Source organism: Bradyrhizobium barranii subsp. barranii, from assembly GCF_017565645.3.
GTDB lineage: Bacteria > Pseudomonadota > Alphaproteobacteria > Rhizobiales > Xanthobacteraceae > Bradyrhizobium > Bradyrhizobium barranii.
Map to the genome: position 1 here is coordinate 335,479 of NZ_CP086136.1, position 19,089 is coordinate 354,567.

Annotated in this window: 20 protein-coding genes, 2 tRNA genes and 1 pseudogene; 16 read left to right on the plus strand and 7 right to left on the minus strand. The window is 64.0% G+C overall.

All coding sequences use genetic code 11. The features are described 5' to 3' along the window. The first annotated feature begins 73 nt into the window (after positions 1–73). A tRNA-Thr gene (locus J4G43_RS01535) sits at positions 74–149 on the plus strand. 84 nt (positions 150–233) lie between these two features. On the opposite strand, the gene J4G43_RS01540 is transcribed toward J4G43_RS01535, so the two are convergent. Both J4G43_RS01540 and J4G43_RS01545 read right to left on the minus strand, forming a co-directional pair. After that, positions 234–968, minus strand: a complete 735-nt coding sequence (locus J4G43_RS01540) for a class I SAM-dependent methyltransferase (RefSeq protein WP_144030808.1) — start codon at positions 966–968, stop codon at positions 234–236. 22 nt (positions 969–990) lie between these two features. Continuing rightward, the gene (locus J4G43_RS01545) at positions 991–1,647 is read right to left on the minus strand and encodes a methyltransferase domain-containing protein (protein WP_208083861.1); all 657 of its coding nucleotides are present in this window, start codon (positions 1,645–1,647) and stop codon (positions 991–993) included. A 220-nt stretch (positions 1,648–1,867) separates the two neighbouring features. Between J4G43_RS01545 and J4G43_RS01550 the strand changes: the two are divergent. After that, positions 1,868–2,232 (plus strand): annotated as a pseudogene (locus J4G43_RS01550) (hypothetical protein). Positions 2,233–2,306: 74 nt separating this feature from the next. Here J4G43_RS01550 and J4G43_RS01555 read toward each other — a convergent pair. After that, positions 2,307–3,362 carry a polysaccharide deacetylase family protein gene (locus tag J4G43_RS01555; protein WP_208083862.1) on the minus strand — a complete coding sequence of 352 codons (1,056 nt, stop codon included), beginning with the start codon at positions 3,360–3,362 and terminating at the stop codon, positions 2,307–2,309. A gap of 253 nt (positions 3,363–3,615) precedes the next feature. On the opposite strand from J4G43_RS01555, the gene J4G43_RS01560 reads away from it, so the two are divergent. Then, a complete protein-coding gene (locus tag J4G43_RS01560) occupies positions 3,616–3,924 on the plus strand; it encodes a hypothetical protein (protein WP_208083863.1) in 309 nt (102 codons plus the stop codon). 162 nt (positions 3,925–4,086) lie between these two features. Then, entirely contained in the window at positions 4,087–4,302 is a 216-nt protein-coding gene (locus tag J4G43_RS01565; RefSeq protein WP_063980334.1) for a hypothetical protein, read from the plus strand. A gap of 103 nt (positions 4,303–4,405) precedes the next feature. Here the strand turns inward: J4G43_RS01565 and J4G43_RS01570 are convergent, their stop codons facing one another. Further along, the gene (locus J4G43_RS01570; protein ID WP_208083864.1) at positions 4,406–6,079 is read right to left on the minus strand and encodes an MFS transporter; all 1,674 of its coding nucleotides are present in this window, start codon (positions 6,077–6,079) and stop codon (positions 4,406–4,408) included. A gap of 148 nt (positions 6,080–6,227) precedes the next feature. Between J4G43_RS01570 and J4G43_RS01575 the strand changes: the two genes are divergently transcribed. From J4G43_RS01575 to J4G43_RS01605, 7 genes are all read left to right on the plus strand, one after another. Next, positions 6,228–7,598, plus strand: coding sequence for a hydrolase (locus tag J4G43_RS01575; RefSeq protein WP_208083865.1), 1,371 nt, complete (start codon positions 6,228–6,230; stop codon positions 7,596–7,598). Positions 7,599–7,632: 34 nt separating this feature from the next. After that, positions 7,633–9,000 carry a cytochrome P450 gene (locus tag J4G43_RS01580; RefSeq protein ID WP_208083866.1) on the plus strand — a complete coding sequence of 456 codons (1,368 nt, stop codon included), beginning with the start codon at positions 7,633–7,635 and terminating at the stop codon, positions 8,998–9,000. A 51-nt stretch (positions 9,001–9,051) separates the two neighbouring features. After that, on the plus strand, positions 9,052–10,461 hold the full coding sequence (locus tag J4G43_RS01585; protein WP_208083867.1) for an adenylate/guanylate cyclase domain-containing protein: 1,410 nt from the start codon (positions 9,052–9,054) through the stop codon (positions 10,459–10,461). Positions 10,462–10,801: 340 nt separating this feature from the next. After that, positions 10,802–11,290, plus strand: coding sequence for a tellurite resistance TerB family protein (locus tag J4G43_RS01590; protein WP_063980339.1), 489 nt, complete (start codon positions 10,802–10,804; stop codon positions 11,288–11,290). Positions 11,291–11,521: 231 nt separating this feature from the next. Then, positions 11,522–12,301 (plus strand): SDR family NAD(P)-dependent oxidoreductase, encoded by a 780-nt coding sequence (locus tag J4G43_RS01595; RefSeq protein WP_208083868.1) that lies wholly within the window; start codon positions 11,522–11,524, stop codon positions 12,299–12,301. A 192-nt stretch (positions 12,302–12,493) separates the two neighbouring features. Then, positions 12,494–13,288 (plus strand): glutamine amidotransferase, encoded by a 795-nt coding sequence (locus J4G43_RS01600; RefSeq protein ID WP_208083869.1) that lies wholly within the window; start codon positions 12,494–12,496, stop codon positions 13,286–13,288. 112 nt (positions 13,289–13,400) lie between these two features. Further along, positions 13,401–14,213: an enoyl-CoA hydratase gene (locus J4G43_RS01605; RefSeq protein ID WP_208083870.1), complete on the plus strand. Its 813-nt coding sequence runs from the start codon at positions 13,401–13,403 to the stop codon at positions 14,211–14,213. A gap of 124 nt (positions 14,214–14,337) precedes the next feature. On the opposite strand, the gene J4G43_RS01610 is transcribed toward J4G43_RS01605, so the two are convergent. After that, a tRNA-Ala gene (locus J4G43_RS01610) sits at positions 14,338–14,413 on the minus strand. Between the two features lie 190 nt (positions 14,414–14,603). Here J4G43_RS01610 and J4G43_RS01615 point away from each other — a divergent pair. The 3 genes from J4G43_RS01615 to folD are packed head-to-tail and all read left to right on the plus strand — an operon-like array spanning position 14,604 to position 16,164. Then, positions 14,604–14,894: a YggT family protein gene (locus tag J4G43_RS01615; RefSeq protein WP_007598721.1), complete on the plus strand. Its 291-nt coding sequence runs from the start codon at positions 14,604–14,606 to the stop codon at positions 14,892–14,894. Positions 14,895–14,909: 15 nt separating this feature from the next. After that, a complete protein-coding gene (locus J4G43_RS01620; RefSeq protein WP_208083871.1) occupies positions 14,910–15,278 on the plus strand; it encodes a DUF167 domain-containing protein in 369 nt (122 codons plus the stop codon). A 1-nt stretch (position 15,279) separates the two neighbouring features. After that, positions 15,280–16,164 (plus strand): bifunctional methylenetetrahydrofolate dehydrogenase/methenyltetrahydrofolate cyclohydrolase FolD, encoded by an 885-nt coding sequence (gene folD, locus J4G43_RS01625; RefSeq protein WP_208083872.1) that lies wholly within the window; start codon positions 15,280–15,282, stop codon positions 16,162–16,164. Positions 16,165–16,232: 68 nt separating this feature from the next. Here the strand turns inward: folD and ppa are convergent, their stop codons facing one another. Beyond that, on the minus strand, positions 16,233–16,769 hold the full coding sequence (gene ppa / locus J4G43_RS01630; RefSeq protein WP_014490715.1) for an inorganic diphosphatase: 537 nt from the start codon (positions 16,767–16,769) through the stop codon (positions 16,233–16,235). 178 nt (positions 16,770–16,947) lie between these two features. Beyond that, the gene (locus J4G43_RS01635) at positions 16,948–17,457 is read right to left on the minus strand and encodes a GNAT family N-acetyltransferase (protein ID WP_014490714.1); all 510 of its coding nucleotides are present in this window, start codon (positions 17,455–17,457) and stop codon (positions 16,948–16,950) included. Between the two features lie 261 nt (positions 17,458–17,718). Between J4G43_RS01635 and J4G43_RS01640 the strand changes: the two genes are divergently transcribed. Together J4G43_RS01640 and J4G43_RS01645 are read left to right on the plus strand one after the other, a co-directional pair. Beyond that, entirely contained in the window at positions 17,719–18,618 is a 900-nt protein-coding gene (locus J4G43_RS01640; protein ID WP_208083873.1) for an alpha/beta hydrolase family protein, read from the plus strand. After that, positions 18,615–19,082, plus strand: coding sequence for a DUF2269 family protein (locus J4G43_RS01645; RefSeq protein WP_208083874.1), 468 nt, complete (start codon positions 18,615–18,617; stop codon positions 19,080–19,082). Before J4G43_RS01640 ends, J4G43_RS01645 begins: the two co-directional genes overlap by 4 nt. Positions 19,083–19,089: the final 7 nt, after the last annotated feature.

Sequence of the window (19,089 nt, forward strand, 5' to 3'; positions counted from 1 at the left end):
GCCAATTCGGGCCATGCCCGATATCAGGAGCGCGCGTATCGGGACCTGCACTGCGCGGGTCCCGGCAGGGTTCGCCGCAATAGCTCAGTTGGTAGAGCACGTCATTCGTAATGACGGGGTCGGGGGTTCGAGTCCCTCTTGCGGCACCATTTATCGCTCTGATTTTTCGTTGTTTTCCGCGCCGTTGTTTCGTCCTCCGATGCAGCCTCGCCGCGAGACGGCATACCATCGCCTCAGACTTTGCGCAGGCTTTCGATTTCCCACAGCGCCAGTTGCCGCCGGTCGAACGGTGGGACGTAATCGTCCAGCACCTTGATCGGCGGCGGGAAGTTGTAGGGCGGAGCGCTCAGATCGATGGAGAAGAAGTCACCCGTGCGGATCGCACGATTTCGGCCCGCCGGGTAAGTGGTCGTCAGGAGATACTTGATGTTGGATCGACGAATGTTGTCGATTGCTTGAAAAATCATCTCTTCGGAAAGATGAATGAAGCAATCGCGGCAGAGCAGCAGGTCAGCTTCCGGGAGCGGATCGTTGCAGAGATCGATCCGGAGGAACGTGCGATCTGGGCGACTGTATTGGTCACCCGTTCGCGCAATCAGTTCCGGAACGATGTCTCCTCCAATGTAGCGAGAAATTGGAAGTTCGATCTTCGACAACCAATGAAAATCACCACAAGGCAAATCGAGCAGGGTACGGATCCCGAGGTCGCCAACCAGACCAGGAAGGCTTTCTCGCACCCTTTGGGTATTGTGCAGCGTGGATCCGCCGCCGGAAGCGGTTTCCTTGTAACCCCAGACGTTACGACGATAGATCTCGCTGAACACTTCGCCAGGCGTTCCACGGAGATTGCGCACCATCTGCGTACGCAACCAGATCAGCGCGGGCTCTGGTAACGTCTGGCGCGCGATGTCGATAGCGGTCGAGAAAAAGGCCGTCTGACGTAACCAGTCTGCAAACTTGTCGAACACATCGCCCCCATATTGTCGCAAGCTAGACGCGCGCGAACCTGAATTGTTGCGTGCCGCGCTCGGTGGGATCCGGGCTCCGCTCAGTGATGCGAAATCCCTCGTGAGCCTGGATGAATGCTTGCTCGGAGATCCAATTGCGCTCGTATCTGACGAGCTTCTCCCTGGAGGCGAGCAACGACCCTGGACCGTTGTCGCTCAGGTACGATGTCTGAACCTCTCGCCGGGTCTCTTCGCTGATCGGAACGCGGTACCATGCCAACGTTGCCGGCCGAACCGTGCACAGCGTTCTGACGGTTTCCAATGCATCCGGGACGTACTGTATGGCCCCATTCGAGTGGATGAGATCGACAGTGCCGAGCCAGTCGGCGGCCTGGTCGATGCGCTCGAAAAACATCAGCCTATCGGTGCCAAGCTCCTTGGCGCGCTGCACCATTGCAGGCGTCTCAACCACCGCCCATCGAATGTCCGGGCGTTGCCGGCGCGCCACCTTGTAATGCAGGCCAGCGCCTCCGCCGAAATCCAGAACCGTGTTCATGCCCGCGACCAGCGGCCGGTCGCTGTCCGGGTTGTAGTTGATTGTCTTTAGGAAAATCGTTTCGACCAGTTCCGGATTCTCGTACCCCTGAACAACCTCTCGCGGCGGCAGCAGCTTACGCTTCACTCGCTTGATGAAGGTCATAACGGGCGGACTCGGCACGCCTTGTGATACGTGTCGAGCGTCTACCACAATCAGAAACATTTGGAAACAATCGCGAAACGCGACATGACGTTGCGGGTCGATCGCCGCGAATGCTGATCGCGGGTTCAAGACCGAGCGCGCAGTCTACGTGATGACAGTCACATAATGCAGATCCCATCTCCCCTAGTCTCCTGGTCACGCAAACACGGCGAGATTTCACATGCGCAAGATCATTCTCGTCGCCGCCATGGTCCTGGCTATTGTATCTGCCCATGCTGGCGACGCAGCCTGTCGCTGGCCATGGCGACGGCCGCTCCGCAAGCCACCACGACCACCGCTCCGACGACGCAAGTCAGCGAAGTCGCGCCAGCCGCGGGAGCTCCGAAATACGTCGATCGTCCGCCGGCAGTCTCGGCCCCTGCTCCCGCCGTGGCGACGGCTCCTGCCGTGACCGCGACAACGACGACCTCAGCGCCGGCGGCGACTGCCACGAAGACCGCAAAGGCGGGCAAGCCGAAGCACAAGCGCAGCTGGACCGAAGGCCGCATCATCAGCGAGCTTAACCGCCACGGCATCTACTGGTAAGGCCGCGACCCGCTCCAAAAGCAAATGGCCAGGCAAGAGCCCGGCCATGCGCGTATTGAGGAAGCGTTGCGGGCTTACTGCGACACCGTCTGCACCACGCTCGTTATCGGACGCGCGCTCGACGTCGGCACCTTCAGGTCCTTCAGCAGCGCCTCGTCATATTCCGGCAGCGTCTGGAGCGTTGCCTTGGCCTTCATCTGCACGACCTTGTAGCCGCCAGCCTTCAGCCGCGCGAGCAGCGCCGGCATCGCTTCGCCGGTGTGCTTCTGGAAGTCGTGCATCAGGATGATGCCCTTGCCGAGCTTGTCGAGCTTGGTCATCACGTTGTCGACGATCTTCTCCGGCGTGGCACCCTTCCTGAAGTCGAAGGAGTCGATGTCGGTCGAGAACATCGCGACATTGCGGGTGCCGAAATAGCTCACCATCGCCGGATTGTGCTGAAGCTGCGGGAAGCGGAAGAACGGCGCCGGGTTGGTGCCGAGCGCGAACCTCACCGCGCTGAAGCCCTTCTCGACCTCGTCCTTGACCTGTTGCTCCGTCATCTTCTTGCTGTTCAGGTTGACATGCGACCACGTGTGCGTGCCGACCGTGTGGCCCTGGGCCAGCACCTGGCGCAGGATTTCCGGATGATAGGTCGCGTGCTTGCCGACCGAGAAGAACAGACCCTTGGTGCATTCATCCCCGAGCGCCTTCAGGACCGCGGGCGTGTTGACCGGCCACGGGCCGTCGTCGAAGGTCAGCACGACCTCCTTGTCGGTGAGGAAGTCGAACTGCTTGAAATGCTCGAAGCCGAAGCCGGGTCCGCCGGTGGTGTCGATCTCGACCACGCGGGCAACGCCCAGCGCGTTCGGATTGGCGCAGGCCTGCTTCGGCTGCACCGGCATGGCCGGAGCGGGCGCAGGCGCCGCTGCCTGAGCAACTGCCGTCGGCCTGGCCCCGATCGCCGCGGTGGTCTCGACGTCATCCTTGGCGGCGAGCTTCGCCTGTGCCGGCAATTGATCGGCGGCACGGGCGGCCGTTGTTTTGGGGGCGCCCTGATCGGCGCGCGCGGAATAATAAAACCAACCGCCGACGGCGATCACGACCGCCGCAACTACACTGGCCAGCATCAGGCCCAACGCATTACGCATCGCTATTCTTTCCAATTGCGCAACCAACCCGGCGGAATCTCCCGCGCGACGAGCCATTAATGCGAAGGAACAGTTAACGTGACACCAACACGACGGCGTTTGCGCCGGATTTTCAGCGAGGTGCGCCATGTGACGGAGGTCACAGATGGGCGGCCACCCGTGACCGTCATCACAGTGGAAACTGTTTTGCCGGAGCATCGTAGTTCCCACCAACAACGGGCCCCGCTTCCAGCGGCGCCCATGGGAGCTTCAAATGACCAAGTCTTTTTCTGCCGAATCGCTGACGAGTAGGATCCGCGACACCAGCCTGGCTCTGGGCTTTGCCGCCATAGTCTCGATCGTCGCGACGACCGCGAGCTTCGCCTTCTCGGCCGAGGCGCAGCAGCAGTGCACCGGCGATGCCTTCCGCCTGTGCTCCTCGGAAATCCCCAACGTCCCGAAGATCACGGCGTGCATGATGAAGCATCGCTCCGACCTGAGCGCCGGCTGCCGCGCGGTGATGGACAAGGACCTCGCAAAGGGCGCCTCACGCAAGGTCGCTGACGCCCAGGACAAGCAGTAGGACAACGCGCAACGGCGATCGTTGTTGGCTCCCCTCGCGATGTGCCCCCGGCGTCAAGCCGGGGCCACGCGCGCCAGTCCCGCTCGGCAATAAAGCCGTTGCGGCCCCGGGATCGTCGCACTAGCTTCGCCCGCACTTCCTTGGGGTAAGAGGCATTACGCGATGACCAGATTTCTTTTCATTGTTTCTTTGATTCTGTGCGCATCGAGCGCCTCAGCGCAACAGCAGCCTGGCCACGATGCCTGCGCGCGCGATGTGACGCGCTTCTGCCGTGCCGTGATGAATAATGGCGATGGCGCCGTGCTCGCTTGCCTCAAGCAGAACCGCACCCGCCTCAGCAAAGCCTGCGACAAGGTGCTGACGGATCACGGGCAGTAAGACGTGCCGTCGCAGCCCGGATGAGCGAAATCCGGGGTCTGCCCGCGCGGTGAGATCGTCCCGGATTGCGCTTCGCGCCATCCGGGCTACCTTCCGAGAGAATCTACGTGCTGCTTCCCGCCGCGCTCGCGACCACCGGCAGCACCTCGGCGCCGGCACGATCCGGCGTCTCTTCCTTCCAGCGCACCGAGCCGAATGGACGCTCCAGCATGCGGCGGATCCGCACCGGATCGGGGCCGATGTGGAAATCGATCGCCTGCTGATGCAACGCGCGCTCGGACTGCGTCGAGCGGTTGCGCTGGCGCAAGTAATCGAGCCAGGTCGGACAGTGGTAGCGCTCGGTCCACAATTCGGGGTCGGCAATGTCGCGCGCGATCGACCAGCCATAGGCGCCGTTGCGCTGCCGGGAGAGCTGCACGTCCTGCATTACATTGTGGAAGGCGCGCGCGTTTTCCTGGCTCACCCTGTATTCGATCTCGACCACCAGCGGCCCGCTGCGCGCCGTGAGCGACAGTTTGACTTCCGGATCGGCGAGCACGTCCGCGTCCTCGTTGCGGGCGCCGACGCGCGGCATCGCCAGCCAAATGCCCAGCACCGGCGAGACCAGCATCAGGCTGGCGGCCGTCAGCAGCGCGACCTCGACGCCGGCATAATCGGTGAGATGGCCCCAGCCCCAGGCGCCGATCGCGATGCCGCCGGATATCGAGGCCTGGAACGCCGCGAGCGAACGGCCCGCGACCCAGCGCGGCGCCGAGAGCTGCACGCCGATGTTGAACAGCGCGACGGCCGCCATCCAGACCGCACCGGCGAGCACAAGCGCCGCTGCCGTCAACACCGGCTCCGTGCTCACGGCAAGCGCGGCCATCGCAAATGCCATCGAGATGGTGCAGGCGCGGATCGCGGCCTCGCCGCTCATGCGCTTGCGCAATTCATGGATGTTGAGCGCACCGACGACGGCGCCCATGCCGAAGGCACCCAGCATGATGCCGTAGGTCTGCGCGCCGCCATGCAGCAGGTCGCGCGCGATCAGCGGCATCAGCGCCATGATGGCACCGCCGATCAGGCCCATCACCAGCGTGCGCAACAGCACGATCTTGATCGGCGGCGAATTGGTGATGTAGCGGAAGCCCGAGACCATCGCGCGGTTGAGCTTCTCCCGCGGCAGGCGCGAGGGCTCGGTGTTGCGCCGCCAGAGCAGCAGCACCACCAGCAGCGGTAGATAGAGGATCGCGTTGCAGGCAAAGGCGGCCACCGCGCCGAGCGAGGCGACGATGACGCCGCCGACCGCGGGACCGAAGCTGCGTGCAATATTGTAGCTGATGCCGTTCAGTGCGACGGCTGACGGCAGTGATTCGGGCGGCACCTGCTCGCTGACCGAGGATTGCCACGCCGGCCCGAACAGCGCATTGCCGCTGCCCACCACGAAGCAGAAGACGAGCAGCGTTTCCGGGGTGATCAGCTTGAGCCAGGCCAGCACCGTCAGCGCAGTCGCGCCGATCAGCGCGATCGCGAGCGAAATCAAGGTCACGATGCGCCGGTCATACATGTCGGCGATGGCGCCGGCCGGCATCGAGATCAGCATGATCGGCAGCATCAGCGCCACCTTGTCGGCCGAGGCCGCCATCTGCGTCATCGCCCAGGCCGCGCCCACGCCCTGGATCAAGAGGCCAAGATTGGAGAGCAGGCTGGCGAGCCAGATGCGCCGGAACACGGTGTACCGCAGGGGTGCGGCGATGCCGTCGCCGGCGAATTTCTGACGGTTCGGCTGCTCGGTCATATCCCCTTCCATATGGGCTGGCAGAAGTGGTCTTGGAATGGTCTTTGGGTGATTCCGGCAGGTTCAGTGATGCCTGCGAAAGTCCTTCGCTGTCCAGTGGTTAGGCCGGTATAAGCGGTCCAAAGACGTGGTTTTTCCGGAGAAACATATGAAGCTGTCGCGACGGTCGATCCTGCTGGGGGCAGGCAGCTTGCCTTTCGCGGTTGCGAGCTTGCGGACAGGCGCGCTGGCGCAGACCGCGCCCACGGCTCAGAATGCCGAGGTGCCGCCGATCCTGTTCGTCCACGGCAATGGTGAATACGACGCGGTCTGGATGACGACGCTTTGGCGGATGGAATCCAACGGCGTCGCGCGCGATCGCATGATGGCGATCAATTTCACGGATCCGCTGGCGCGCAGCGACGACAAGGTCGAGCAGGCGGGCCGCTCCTCGACCGGGGACCAGCGCCGCGAGCTCGGGGCGGCCATCGCGGAATTGAAGCGCCGCACCGGCGCGGCCCGCGTGGCGCTGGTCGGCAGTTCGCGCGGTGGCTACGCCATTCGCAACGTCATCAGGAACGGCGGTGCCGGCGATGTCAGCCATGCCGTGCTGTGCGGCACGCCCAATCACGGCGTGTTCGCGACCGACGACCAGCCGAACAACGAATTCAATGGTCGCGGTACATTTCTGCGCGGCCGGAATGAGGGCGAGAGCGAGGTGACGCCGGGCACGGCCTTCCTCACCCTGCGCAGCGATGGCATGGACAAGTACGCGCAAGCCGACGGCCGCTTCATCGGCAAGCCCGGCACGCCGACCGGCGTTACCGTCGAAGGGCCGGAGTTGACGGGCGCCACCAATCTCGTGCTCGTCGCGCTCGACCATCGCGAAGTGGCGTTTCACCCGCGTGCCTTCCGCGAGATCTACAAATTCATTGCCGGCCGCGAGCCCGCGCGCATCGCAATTGTGCCGGAGCAGAGCGTCAGGTTGAGCGGCCTTGTGACCGGTACGCCAGGCGGCGTGTCGACCAATCGCCCGGTGGCGGGTGCAACCGTCGATGTCTTCCGCGTCGATCCTGATACCGGGGAGCGCAAAGGCGGCGCGGTGCACAGCGCGAAGACCGGCGCCGACGGCCGCTGGGGTCCGGCGCAGGTCGAGCCTTCCTGGTTCCTCGAATTCGCCCTGACGTCGCCGGACGCGCCGACGACGCATATCTACCGCACGCCGTTCGCGCGCTCGTCCGATATCGTGCATCTGCGTGCCGCGCGCCCGCTCGGGCCGGCGGACAAGGATGCCGGCGCCGTCGTGATCATGTCGCGACCGCGCGGCTATCTCGGCCTGCCGCGGGACGTGGTGCTGCTCGACGGCAAGGAGCCGGCCGACGTCAAGCCGGGTGTGCCCACGGATTCGGCAGCAACCTTGCGGCTCCCGGCCGCGGAGGCCGGGCGTAACATCGTGGCCCAGTTCGGCGAAGAACGAATTGTGGCGCGCGCCTGGCCCGCCTCCGAGAACAGGATTGCGATTGCCGAGCTGACTTACTAGCTATTGGCTTGGGTCACATCTGCGGGAGAGAGCCATGAACATCGCCAGTGTGCGTCGGCCCATCATCCCTCCGACCCCGCCGCGTGCGCCCGACGACATGTCGTTTCTCGGCCGGGTCGCGGTCCTCAAGCAGAACATGATCGCGACCTGGGGGCAGCGTGCCTACGAAGAAGAGGTCATCAAGGGCCGCTTTTTCCTCCACAACAGCTTCATTCTGAATCAGCCGAATGCAATTCGGCATGTCCTGCTCAGCAATTATGAAAACTACACGCGCACGCCGGCGGGGATCCGTATGCTGCGTCCGGTGCTCGGCGAAGGAGTTCTGATCGCGGAAGGCCACGCCTGGGCGCATCAGCGCCGTACGCTCGCGCCGGCCTTCACGCCGCGTGCGACTGCAAATCTCGTCCCGCATATGACCGCGGTGCTCGACGAGACCATCGCAAAGCTCGATGCGCGAACAAGCGAGCCGGTCGATCTGCGCGAGACGATGCAGCGTATGACGCTGGAGATCGCCGGGCGCACGATGTTCTCGTTCGGCATGGACCGTCACGGCCCGACCTTGCGCAACTTCGTCATGGAATACGGCGCGCGGCTGGGGCGGCCCTATTTCCTCGACATGCTGCTGCCGGTGTCCTGGCCGGCCCCGATGGATTTTGCCCGCGCCCGCTTCCGCAAACGCTGGACCGAGTTCGTCGCGATGCTGATCGCCGAGCGGCGCACGATGGGCAAGAAGGACGGCGCGCCGCCGCGCGACCTGTTCGATCTCATGGACGCGGCGCGCGATCCCGAAACCGGCAAGGGCTTTTCGGACGCGCAACTCGTCGACGAGGTCGCGACCATGATCCTGGCGGGTCACGAGACCACGGCGACGGCGCTGTTCTGGGCGCTCTATCTGCTCGCGCTCGATCCGGAGACGCAGGAGGAAGTTGCCTCCGAGACGCATGGTGAGCATCTCGACAGCATGGCCGACATCGATCGCCAGAAGTTCACCCGTGCGGTGATCGAGGAGACCATGCGGCTCTATCCGCCGGCCTTCCTGGTCGCGCGCGCCGCGCGCGAGAAGGACAATGCGGCCGGTGTCGAGATCGGCAAGGGCGACATCATCATGATCGCGCCCTGGCTGCTGCACCGGCATGAGAAGCTGTGGGATCAGCCGAACGCCTTCATCCCAAAACGGTTCATGTCGAAGGAGGCGCCCGACCGTTTCGCTTACCTGCCGTTCGGCGCGGGTCCGCGCGTCTGCATCGGTGCGCCATTCGCGCAAGCCGAATCCGTGCTGGCGCTGGCCCGGTTGATCGGCGCGTTCCGTATCGAGCTTGCCGACAGGGTTCCGGTGATCCCGCTCGGCGTCGTGACGACCCAGCCGGACCACTCACCTTTGTTCCGCATCACGCGTCGGTGACAGATATTCGTCTGCCCGATGGCGCGATCCACCCCAGATAGAGCCTCCGCCATGAGCGACATCCAGGCCCAGTTTTCCGTTCTGAAACAGACCGCCGATGCCAAGGTGGTCGACGCGATCGCGCGCCTCATCGAGGACGGCGAGGATCACGAGCTCAACCGCGTCAATGTCCTCGATTTCTCCAGGCAGCATGGCCTCGACGAAGAGCACACGATCTCCACCTTCCTGCATTCGGCGCGGCTCGGACTGTTCGATCTCGGCTGGAACGTGCTCTGTCCGGGCTGCGGCGGCGTGCTGGGCGCCCATTCGACGCTGAAGGCGCTCAAGCCGGACGATTATCACTGCGCGCTCTGCGCCTGCGGCTACAAGGCGTCGGTCGACGATCAGGTCGAGGTCTCCTTCACCGTCAATCCGCGCGTGCGGCGCATCGCAGCGCACGATCCCGATACGCTTCCGGTGTGGGAATATTTCAAGCAGGTGTTCTGGAGTTCCGGCGTCGACTTCAACAAGGAATCCTTCGCGACGCTCGCCAACGAGGTGACGCTCGATACGCTCGAGCTTCCGGCAGGCGAGAAGGCGACCATGTCGCTGCAACTGCCGGGCGACTTCATCATCATCTTCGAGCCGGTGACGCACGCCGCCCATTTCATCGACGTTCAGGGCGAGCCGACCAAGGAGCGCCAGCAGTTCGCGATCATGTACAACAAGGTGCAGGCTCCGACGGGGACGACGACCATGCGGCCGGGGCCGCTGCGGCTGTCGCTGGAGAACCAGGCCGGCGTGCGCGTGTTGCCGTCGGTGTTCATCGCGGCCGAGGCGCTCCATCATCTCATAGGCAAGCGCAAGCCGTTCCTCACCGCCAAGCGCATGCTGTCGAACCAGACGTTTCGCGATGTCTTCAAGGCGGACAATCTCAGCCTCGACCAGCGGCTCCAGATCACGTCGCTGACATTCCTGTTCACCGATTTGAAGGGCTCGACCGCGCTCTACGAGCGCGTCGGCGATCTCGCCGCCTTCGATCTCGTGCGCGCGCATTTCCATGCGCTGCTCGAGATCATCTCCTCCGAGAAGGGCGCGGTGGTGAAGACGATCGGCGACGCCGTGATGGCGACCTTCGTCCGCCCCGAGCACGCCATCGTCGCGGGCCTGCGGATGCGGGCCGCGATGGACGAGCTCAACAGGCAGCGCGGCACCGACGATCTCATCGTCAAGATCGGCATCCATGAAGGCCCGTGTCTTGCGGTGATGCTCAACGAACGCCAGGATTATTTCGGCCAGACCGTCAACATCGCCGCTCGCGTCCAGAGCCTGTCGACGGCGCGGGAGATCCACATCACGGGCCCCGTGCTCGATGCGCCCGCAGTCGCCGAGGTTCTCGAGCAACGCGCGATCAAGCCGATCCAGAAGCAGGCGGCCCTGCGCGGCATCGCCGACAAGATGGTGGTGTACGAGATACCGTGAGGACGGCACTCTCGATCATTGCGAGCGTAGCGAGCATCCAGAGTCTTTCCAGTGAAGCAGTCTGGATCGCTTCGCTGCGCTCGCAACGACGATGTGGGGACAGGTGCGTGCCACACCCTCTGTCGTCATGCCCGGGCTAGTCCCGGGCATCCACGTCTTTCTTCGCTGTGGCGCGTGGATGGCCGGGACTAGCCCGGCCATGACGGTAACCAGCTCGTCCAGGTTGCCGAAAGGTAATGCCCGCGCGGAGCTGACGCACGTTGCGGCGGTTGGGTTTCCCGCTCATATAATGCTGGTGGCGGCCGCACTCCCGCGGCTTCATCGTTTTTGGTAGGATCCTATGCTCGACGGCCTGCGCCAATTCATCGCTGACATTGTGGCTCCTCATGCCGCGGATCGTGCTTTCGGCGATGGCGATTACCGGCTTGCGGCCACCGCGCTGCTGGTTCACGTGGTCTCGCTGGACGGTCAGCCGACGGCGACCGAGCAGCGCAAGCTGCACAGCCTGATCGAAAGTCACTTCGGGCTGGATCGCGGTACCGCCGACCGCCTGATCGCGGACGCTACCCAGGTCGAGGGCGAGGCCGTCGACCTCTATCACTTCACCAGTGTCATTATGCGCTCGCTCGACGAAGAGGGCCGCAAGCGCATCGTCCAGATGATGTGGGAGCTGGTCTATGCCGATGGCCAGGTGTCCGAGTTCGAGGACAACGTCGTCTGGCGCGCCTCCGACCTGCTCGGGATCGCCCAGCGCGACCGGATCGACCTCAAGCATGCGGTCGCAAATCGCGCCGGTGGTCAGGTCAAGGACGGTGCCGTCGGGGGTTGAGCCGTCTCGACGCGGTATTATCGGCGGTTGTGCTGACCACATGACGAAACTTTAATATACTCCCGTCGGCCAGCCCGGCCCCGGATTTCCCCGTAAAATCCGTGGTTTTCCTGCTTCCCTGTTGCCCGCTCAAGCAGCCATGCTGCCGGTGACGCTTGCCTGTCGCGCTCGGCCTATGCTCTCGTTCCGCCATTGCGGGGCCAAAAAACTTCAATTCAAGAGACTTCGATCGTGACTGAGCGGGTAACATTGATCACCGGTGCCTCGGCGGGCATCGGCACGGAGCTGGCGCGTGTGTTCGCCGCCAACGGGCATCGCCTCGCGCTGACGGCGCGACGCGCGGACCGGCTGGAGGCGCTTGCGAACGAGCTCGCAGCCAAGGGCGGCAAGAAGCCGATCGTGATCGCCTGCGACCTGCAGGAGGCAGATGCGGGTGACAAAATCGCCGCCGCGCTCGCCGCCGAAGGCGTCGAGCTCGACCATCTCGTCAACAATGCCGGCTTCGGCGTGTTCGGCGATGCGATCGAGCGCGACCGCGTCGAGCAGGTCGGCATCGTCGATGTCAACGTCCGCGCTCTGACGGATCTGTCGCTGCGCTTTGCCGATCAGCTGATCAGGAACAAGGGCGGTCTTCTCAATGTCGGATCGGTCGCGGGCTTTCTGCCCGGCCCCGGCATGGCCGTGTACTACGCGTCCAAGGCCTATGTGATTTCCCTCACCGAGGCCCTGCGGGCGGAGCTCGCGCCGCGCGGCGTTCGCGTCACCGTACTTTGCCCGGGTCCGGTGCCCACCGAATTCCAGGCGCGCGCCGGCGTCGGGTCCGGGCATGACACAACTCTTCTCAACGTGTCTGCCGCCGATGTCGCGCAACAAGCCTATCGAGGCCTGATGGCCAACAAGCGGGCAGTGCTGCCTGGTCTCGGCATCAAGATCGTGCCGTTCGCGCTGCGTTTCTTTCCGCGCGGCTTCATCCTGTCCGCCACCAGCCGGTTCCAGAGGCAGAGGCACTAGATTTCTTGTCTTGACGCGTTTTCTTCACGCGAACCGGTATCCACTTCGCTCGAAAACGCTTTGAAGAAAGCTCAGAGCTCCGTAGTGGCCCGGAGCTTGCTTCATTATCGGGACGCGTGTGCGCGAACTCACACGATGTTAACTACCGCTTAGCTATGCTGGCGGTCTTAACCGATAGCACTCGCAGAGGCCATGTCGTTCCGAACGGACAGGTTTGGTGGCGCAGAATTGGTGCCCTTCCCAAGAAGGACGCCGAGCGCCGCCGCCTCCGAAGCCCGGTTGCCGGTTCTGATCATCCTGCATCAGGAATCCTCGACGCCCGGCCGCGTCGGCAATGCGCTGCGCGCGCTCGGCCATCACCTCGACATTCGCCGTCCCCGCTTCGGCGATCCCCTGCCCGATACGCTCGATCAGCATGCCGGCGCTGTTTTTTTCGGCGGTCCGATGAGCGCCAACGATCCCGACGATTACATCCGCCGCGAGATCGACTGGATCGAAATTCCGCTCCGCGAACAGCGGCCGTTCCTTGGTATCTGCCTCGGCGCGCAGATGCTGGCGATGCAGTTGGGAGCCCGCGTCGCAGCGCATGCGGAGGCGCTGACCCAGATCGGCTACTATCCGATCCGCCCGACCACCGCGGGCCACGCGCTCTGCCCGAATTGGCCGGCACAGGTCTATCACTGGCATCGCGAAGGATCTGAACTGCCCGTCGGCACTGAGCTGCTTGCGGAAGGCGATGATTTTCCGATCCAGGCGTTCCGCACCGGCAACGCTTTCGGGGTGCAGTTTCATCCTGACGTGACCTGCGCGATGATGCATTGCTGGACCACGCGCGGCTATGACGGCCTCAGCGCGCCCGGCGCGCGCGAGCGGCATCATCATTTCGCGGACCGTGCCGTGTACGACGTTGCGGAACGGGCCTGGCTCGATCATTTCATCGACGGCTGGCTGGCGCGCCGGCAGGTGCTGGCGCAAGCCGCCGAGTGATCGCGCCTCTGTGCAAGGCCTTGGCGCAAGCTCTTGCCTCACCGTTGGATATGCTAGGCTCGTTCCTAACGAGCGCGCGCGAACGCGTGCTGGCAGACACAGGGAGAGCGTCATGGCCTACGAACACATTCTGTATGAGATGAGCGACAAGGTCGCGACCATCACGCTCAATCGCCCTGATCGCATGAATGCGTGGACGCCGACGATGGAGCGCGACGTGCGTCATGCGATGGAAGCATCGAGCGCCGATGACAATGTCCGCGTCATCGTGCTCACCGGCGCGGGCCGCGCCTTCTGCGCCGGCGCCGACATGGATGCGCTGAAGGGGCTCGACCCCAACGACGTCAGGCGTGCCTCGAACCTGCCGCCCTTCGACATGAACCGCCGGCCGGACTGGCAGACGCGCTACGGCTTCTATCCGTCGATCGGAAAGCCCGTCATCGCCATGCTCAACGGCGCGACCGCCGGCATCGGCCTCGTGCACGCGCTTTATTGCGACCTGCGCTTTGCCGCCGACAACACCGTGTTCACGACAGCCTTCGCGCGGCGCGGACTGATCGCCGAGCATGGCATGTCCTGGATGCTGCCGCGCATCGTCGGCCACGCCAACGCGATGGATCTGCTGCTCTCGGCCCGGCGCGTCTCGAGCGAGGAGGCGCTGCGGATCGGCCTGGTGAACCGGCTCTGCTCGCCGGAAAAGCTGCGCGAGGAGACCTATGCCTATGCGCGCGACCTCGCGGACATGGTTTCCCCGAGCGCGATGGCCGTGATCAAGCGGCAGCTCTACGAGGTGCCGTTCCAGACCCTGGCGGAGGCCACGATCGAGGCCAACCGCGAGATGATGGTCGCGCTGAACGGCAGCGATTTCCGGGAGGGGGTGGCGAGCTTCATGGAGAAGCGGCCGCCGAGGTTTACGGGGAGGTAGGGGCTGAACTCGGGGAAAAGGTCCGCCGTCGCCCTTCGGGCTATGGCGGGACAGCCTTCGCTCGGTTCGCTACGAGGGAGCTCGGCCGGCTTGCCTAGCCGTAGCTCGCGAAGCGAGCGAAGGCTGGTGGAGCCAGGCGGGATCGAACCGCCGACCTCGTCATTGCGAACGACGCGCTCTCCCAGCTGAGCTATGGCCCCGTTTGGCGGCCGCTCTGGTGAATGCGGCCGACAACCGGGCGCCATTTAAGTCCCCGCCAAGGTCAAGTCAAGGACGGGTGTGACCCGGTTTTAACCATCCCCGGCACTGACTTCCCTTGTTTGGGCCGGGGGGAACCGATATCTAGCAAAAAGCGTCAATCCCGACCGAAAGCCAGAGTCTTCAAAAGCCATGCGTGCCGTTCTCGACATCGTCATCATCGTGCTCGACCTCTACGTCTGGCTGCTGATCGCCTCCGCGATCCTGTCCTGGCTGATCGCTTTCAACGTCGTGAACACCCGCAACCAGTTCGTTTCGGCGGTGGCGGAGTTCCTGTACCGGATCACCGAGCCGGTGCTGGCGCCGATTCGCAATTTCCTGCCCAGTCTCGGCGGCCTCGATATCTCGCCGATCATCCTGATCCTGCTCATCATGTTCATCGAGCGGGTGATCCTGTATTACATCTACCCGAACGTGATCTAAGCAGGCGGGAGCGCCTTGGTTGCGAAAGAGGCCTTCAAGGAACCCTGGCGCTATTCGGCCGCAGGAATCAGCATCGCGCTGCGGGTGACGCCGCGCGGCGGCCGCGACGACATCGACGGGATCGAGCAATTGGCCGACGGCCGCAGCGTGCTCAAGGTGCGGGTGCGCGCGATCGCCGATGGCGGCGAGGCCAACAAGGCCGTTCTGGTGCTATTGGCGAAATCGCTCGGCGTCCCCAAGGCCAGTGTAAAGCTGCTATCCGGTGCCACCTCGCGGCTGAAGCAGATCGCGGTCGACGGCGATCCGGCGCGGCTCGGCGAAGCCCTGCGCAAGCTCGCCCAAGCCAGATCGGCAGACGCCAAACCGACAGACCAAGGGAACTGACATGACGGCCAAGATCATCGATGGAAAAGTCATCGCTGCGGAACTCCGCGCGCGCGTCGCTGACGAGGTTGCCCGCGTCAAGCGCGAGCACAATCTGGTGCCGGGCCTCGCGGTGGTTCTGGTCGGCAACGACCCCGCCAGCGAGGTCTATGTCCGCTCCAAGCACACCCAGACCCAGGCGGCCGGCATGGCCTCGTTCGAGCACAGGCTGCCGGCCGACGTGTCGCAGGCCGATCTGCTGGCCGTCGTCGCAAAACTCAACCGCGATCCGGCCGTGCACGGCATTCTGGTGCAGCTGCCGCTGCCGAAGGGCCTGAATACCGAGGCCGTCATCAACGCCATCGATCCCCGCAAGGATGTCGACGGCCTGCATCCGAACAATGCCGGCCGGCTCGCGGGCGGCTTTGAAGCGCTGTCGCCCTGCACGCCGCTCGGCTCGATCATCCTGACCAAGAGCGTCCACGGCTCGCTCGAAGGCATGAATGCCATCGTGATCGGCCGCTCCAATCTGGTCGGCCGTCCGCTGGTGCAATTGCTGCTCAACGAGAATGCCACGGTGACCATCGCGCATTCGCGCTCGCGCGATCTGCCCGGGCTCGTGAAGCGCGCCGACCTGGTCTATGCCGCGGTCGGCAAGCCAGAAATGGTGCGCGGCGACTGGCTGAAGCCGGGCGCGACCGTGATCGACATCGGCATCAACCGCATCCCCAAGGACGACGGCAAGACGCGTCTCGTCGGCGATGTCGCCTATCAGGAAGCACTCGCCGCTGCGGGCGCGATCACGCCGGTGCCGGGTGGCGTTGGCCAGATGACGGTCGCCTGCCTGCTGGTGAATACGCTGCGCGCGGCTTGCGCGATCGCCGGGCTGCCGAAGGCGGCGGTGTAGCTCCACTCTGATGTCCCGGACGCGGTGCAGCGCTCTTGCGATGCACCGCAGAGCCGGGACCTGAAAGCTTACGCCTTCTTTTTCTTCTCGCGCTCGATGCCTTCGAGGATCAGCTTCTGCGCGTCTTCCGGGCCGCCCCAGCGCAGAATCTTCACCCACTTGCCCTTCTCGAGATCCTTGTAGTGCTCGAAGAAGTGCTGGATCTGCTGCAGCGTGATGTCGGGCAGGTCGGAGTACGACTTCACCTTGTCGTAGCGCTGCGTCAGCTTCGACGACGGCACAGCGAGAATCTTCTCGTCGCCGCCGGCTTCGTCTTCCATGAACAGCACGCCGACCGGGCGCACGCTCATGACGGCGCCGGGGATGATGGCGCGGGTGTTGATGATCAGCACGTCGCAGGGATCGCCGTCATCGGACAGCGTGTGCGGGATGAAGCCGTAGTTACCGGGGTAACGCATCGGCGTGTAGAGGAAGCGGTCGACAACGAGCGTGCCGGCTTCCTTGTCCATCTCGTATTTGATCGGCTCGCCGCCCACGGGGACTTCGATGATGACGTTGACGTCGTGGGGTACGTTTTTTCCGATCGAGACCGCATCGATACGCATTCAAGGCTCCGTTGTTGCCGAGGTTAAATCGCGCCCGGCAGCGATTTTGGCGCTGTCATACGCGGGCTTGGCCCACCAATCCATCGTGTTTTTGTGAAATAATGAATCCAGCGACTACCGGCTCAAAAGGCAACGGTATCGACGGATGGGAAGGGCTGCCGGCTAGACTTTCTGCAGCTCAATTGGTCCAAGCGAAGGCGACCTTGTCGAGCGACTTCGGCCCGAAACGCTCGGAGGAGCGCGCCACCATGCGGCCGCCCAAGGCGCGGTAGAACTCGGTGGCCGGATCGTTGTCCGAGAGCGCCCACACGACCATGCTCTTCAGGCCGCTCTGCATCAGGTCGCGGCGGGCTGCGGTGAACAGGCGGCGGCCGAAGCCGAGGCCCTGGAATTCTGGACGCAGATAGAGCTCGTAGATCTCGCCGTCGAAGTGCAGGCTGCGGGCGCGGTTGCGGCCGTAATTGGCATAGCCGGCGATCTTGTCGCCGAACACGAGCACGCTGACGCGGCTGCCTTTGCGAATCGCACTGTCCCACCACTGCGGACCGCGGCGGTTGATCAGCTTTTCCAGCTCGCCGCCGGGAATGATGCCCTGATAGGCGGAGCGCCAGGCTTCGTCATGGGTGGACGCCACCGCAGTTGCATCTGCAGCTTTGGCCGGCCGGACCTCGATCAGGGTTGTGCTCATGGACACGATCAAACCAAGTCGCCGCGCCGGCGGCAAGACCTATCGTTAATTATCGGTTAACGTGTGGATTTTGTGCATCAGTATTTTAACCATGTTGTACCGAAAGAAGACAAGACGCCATTTCGAACGGCACCGGCCTGCCATTGCCGGTGCAAAACTGCCCTGCGGCAACCAATGAACCGCGATGGCAACGCAAAAAGTCCGCCGAAAATGATTCGTTCCTGCAGATCCGTCGCTGTCCGTGTTCGCCTGCGGCGATTCATGCGCCTCTTCAACATCTTCGCCCTCCTGCCTCTGCTGCCCTTGCTGATGGCGTCGCCTCTGTGCGCACAGGTCACGTTTGGGTCATCGGCTGAGGAGGGCGAGCCGTTTCGCCGGCAACAATGGCGCGTGCCATCGCCGGATACCGACATTGCCGCGCATGCGCTGCTGTTTCGCCCCGTCGGCGCCGGTCCGTTCCGGCTTGCGGTGATCGCGCATGCCTCGACGCAGAATGTGCTGCGTCGGGCGCAAATGCCGCAGCCTGAATACCGCGCGCTGGTCGCGTTTCTCGTCGCGCGCGGCTTCGCCGTGCTGGTGCCGGAGCGGCTCGGCCATGGTGCGACCGGCGGCCGCTATGTCGAGGACCAGGGCGGCTGCGACGAGGCGGATTACGCGCGTTCGGGTCGCGCGACGGCCGCCGAAATTTCGCTCGCGCTGGATTTTTTGCGAAAGCAGGATTTCGTTCGTCAAGACTCGGCCGTCGTGCTCGGCCATTCCGCCGGCGGTTGGGGGACGTTGGCGCTCGCGAATGCCGATCCGAACGCGATCTCCGCGATCATCGCGTTTGCGCCGGGTCGCGGCGGCCACGCCAATGATGAACCGAACCAGATCTGCGCGCCGCAGACGCTTCTCGCCGCGGCGGTCGAGTTCGGCAAAGCGGCGCGCATTCCCGTCACATGGCTCGTGGCGACCAATGACAGCTATTTCGCGCCGGCGTTCTCGCGGCAGTTGGCGGATGCGTTTCGCGGCGGAGGCGGCAAGGTGGACTTCCGCACCTTGCCGGCCGTCGGCAGCGAAGGGCATTGGATGATCGAGAGCGAAGCCGGCGTCAAAGCCGCCAGCCGCGAGCTCGGGCTTGCACTGAACCAAGCCAAACCGGCGGTGGCCAAGAAGCCATGACGCTGTATCTCCTGGTCAAATACCTCCATGTGCTGGGCGCGATCGTCATTCTCGGCACCGGCACCGGCATCGCTTTCTTCATGCTGATGGCGCATCGCACGAACGACGCCGAATTCATAGCGCGCACCGCTTCGGTGGTGGTGATTGCGGACGCGATCTTCACGCTGTCGGCCGTGATCCTCCAGCCGGTGACGGGCGGCCTGCTGATGATGCTTTCGGCCATGCCGATTACGGAACGCTGGCTGCTGGCCTCGCTTGGGCTCTACGTCTTTGCGGGCCTGTTCTGGGTCCCCGTCGTCTTCATGCAGATCGAGATGCGAGATCTCGCGCGCAAGGCGGCCGAGCAGCGCGGCGCTCTGCCTGAACGCTACTTCGTGCTCTACCGCCGCTGGTTCGCGTTCGGTTTCCCCGGCTTCGGAGCGACGATGTTGATCCTGTGGCTGATGATCGCGAAACCGTTTTGAGAGATGC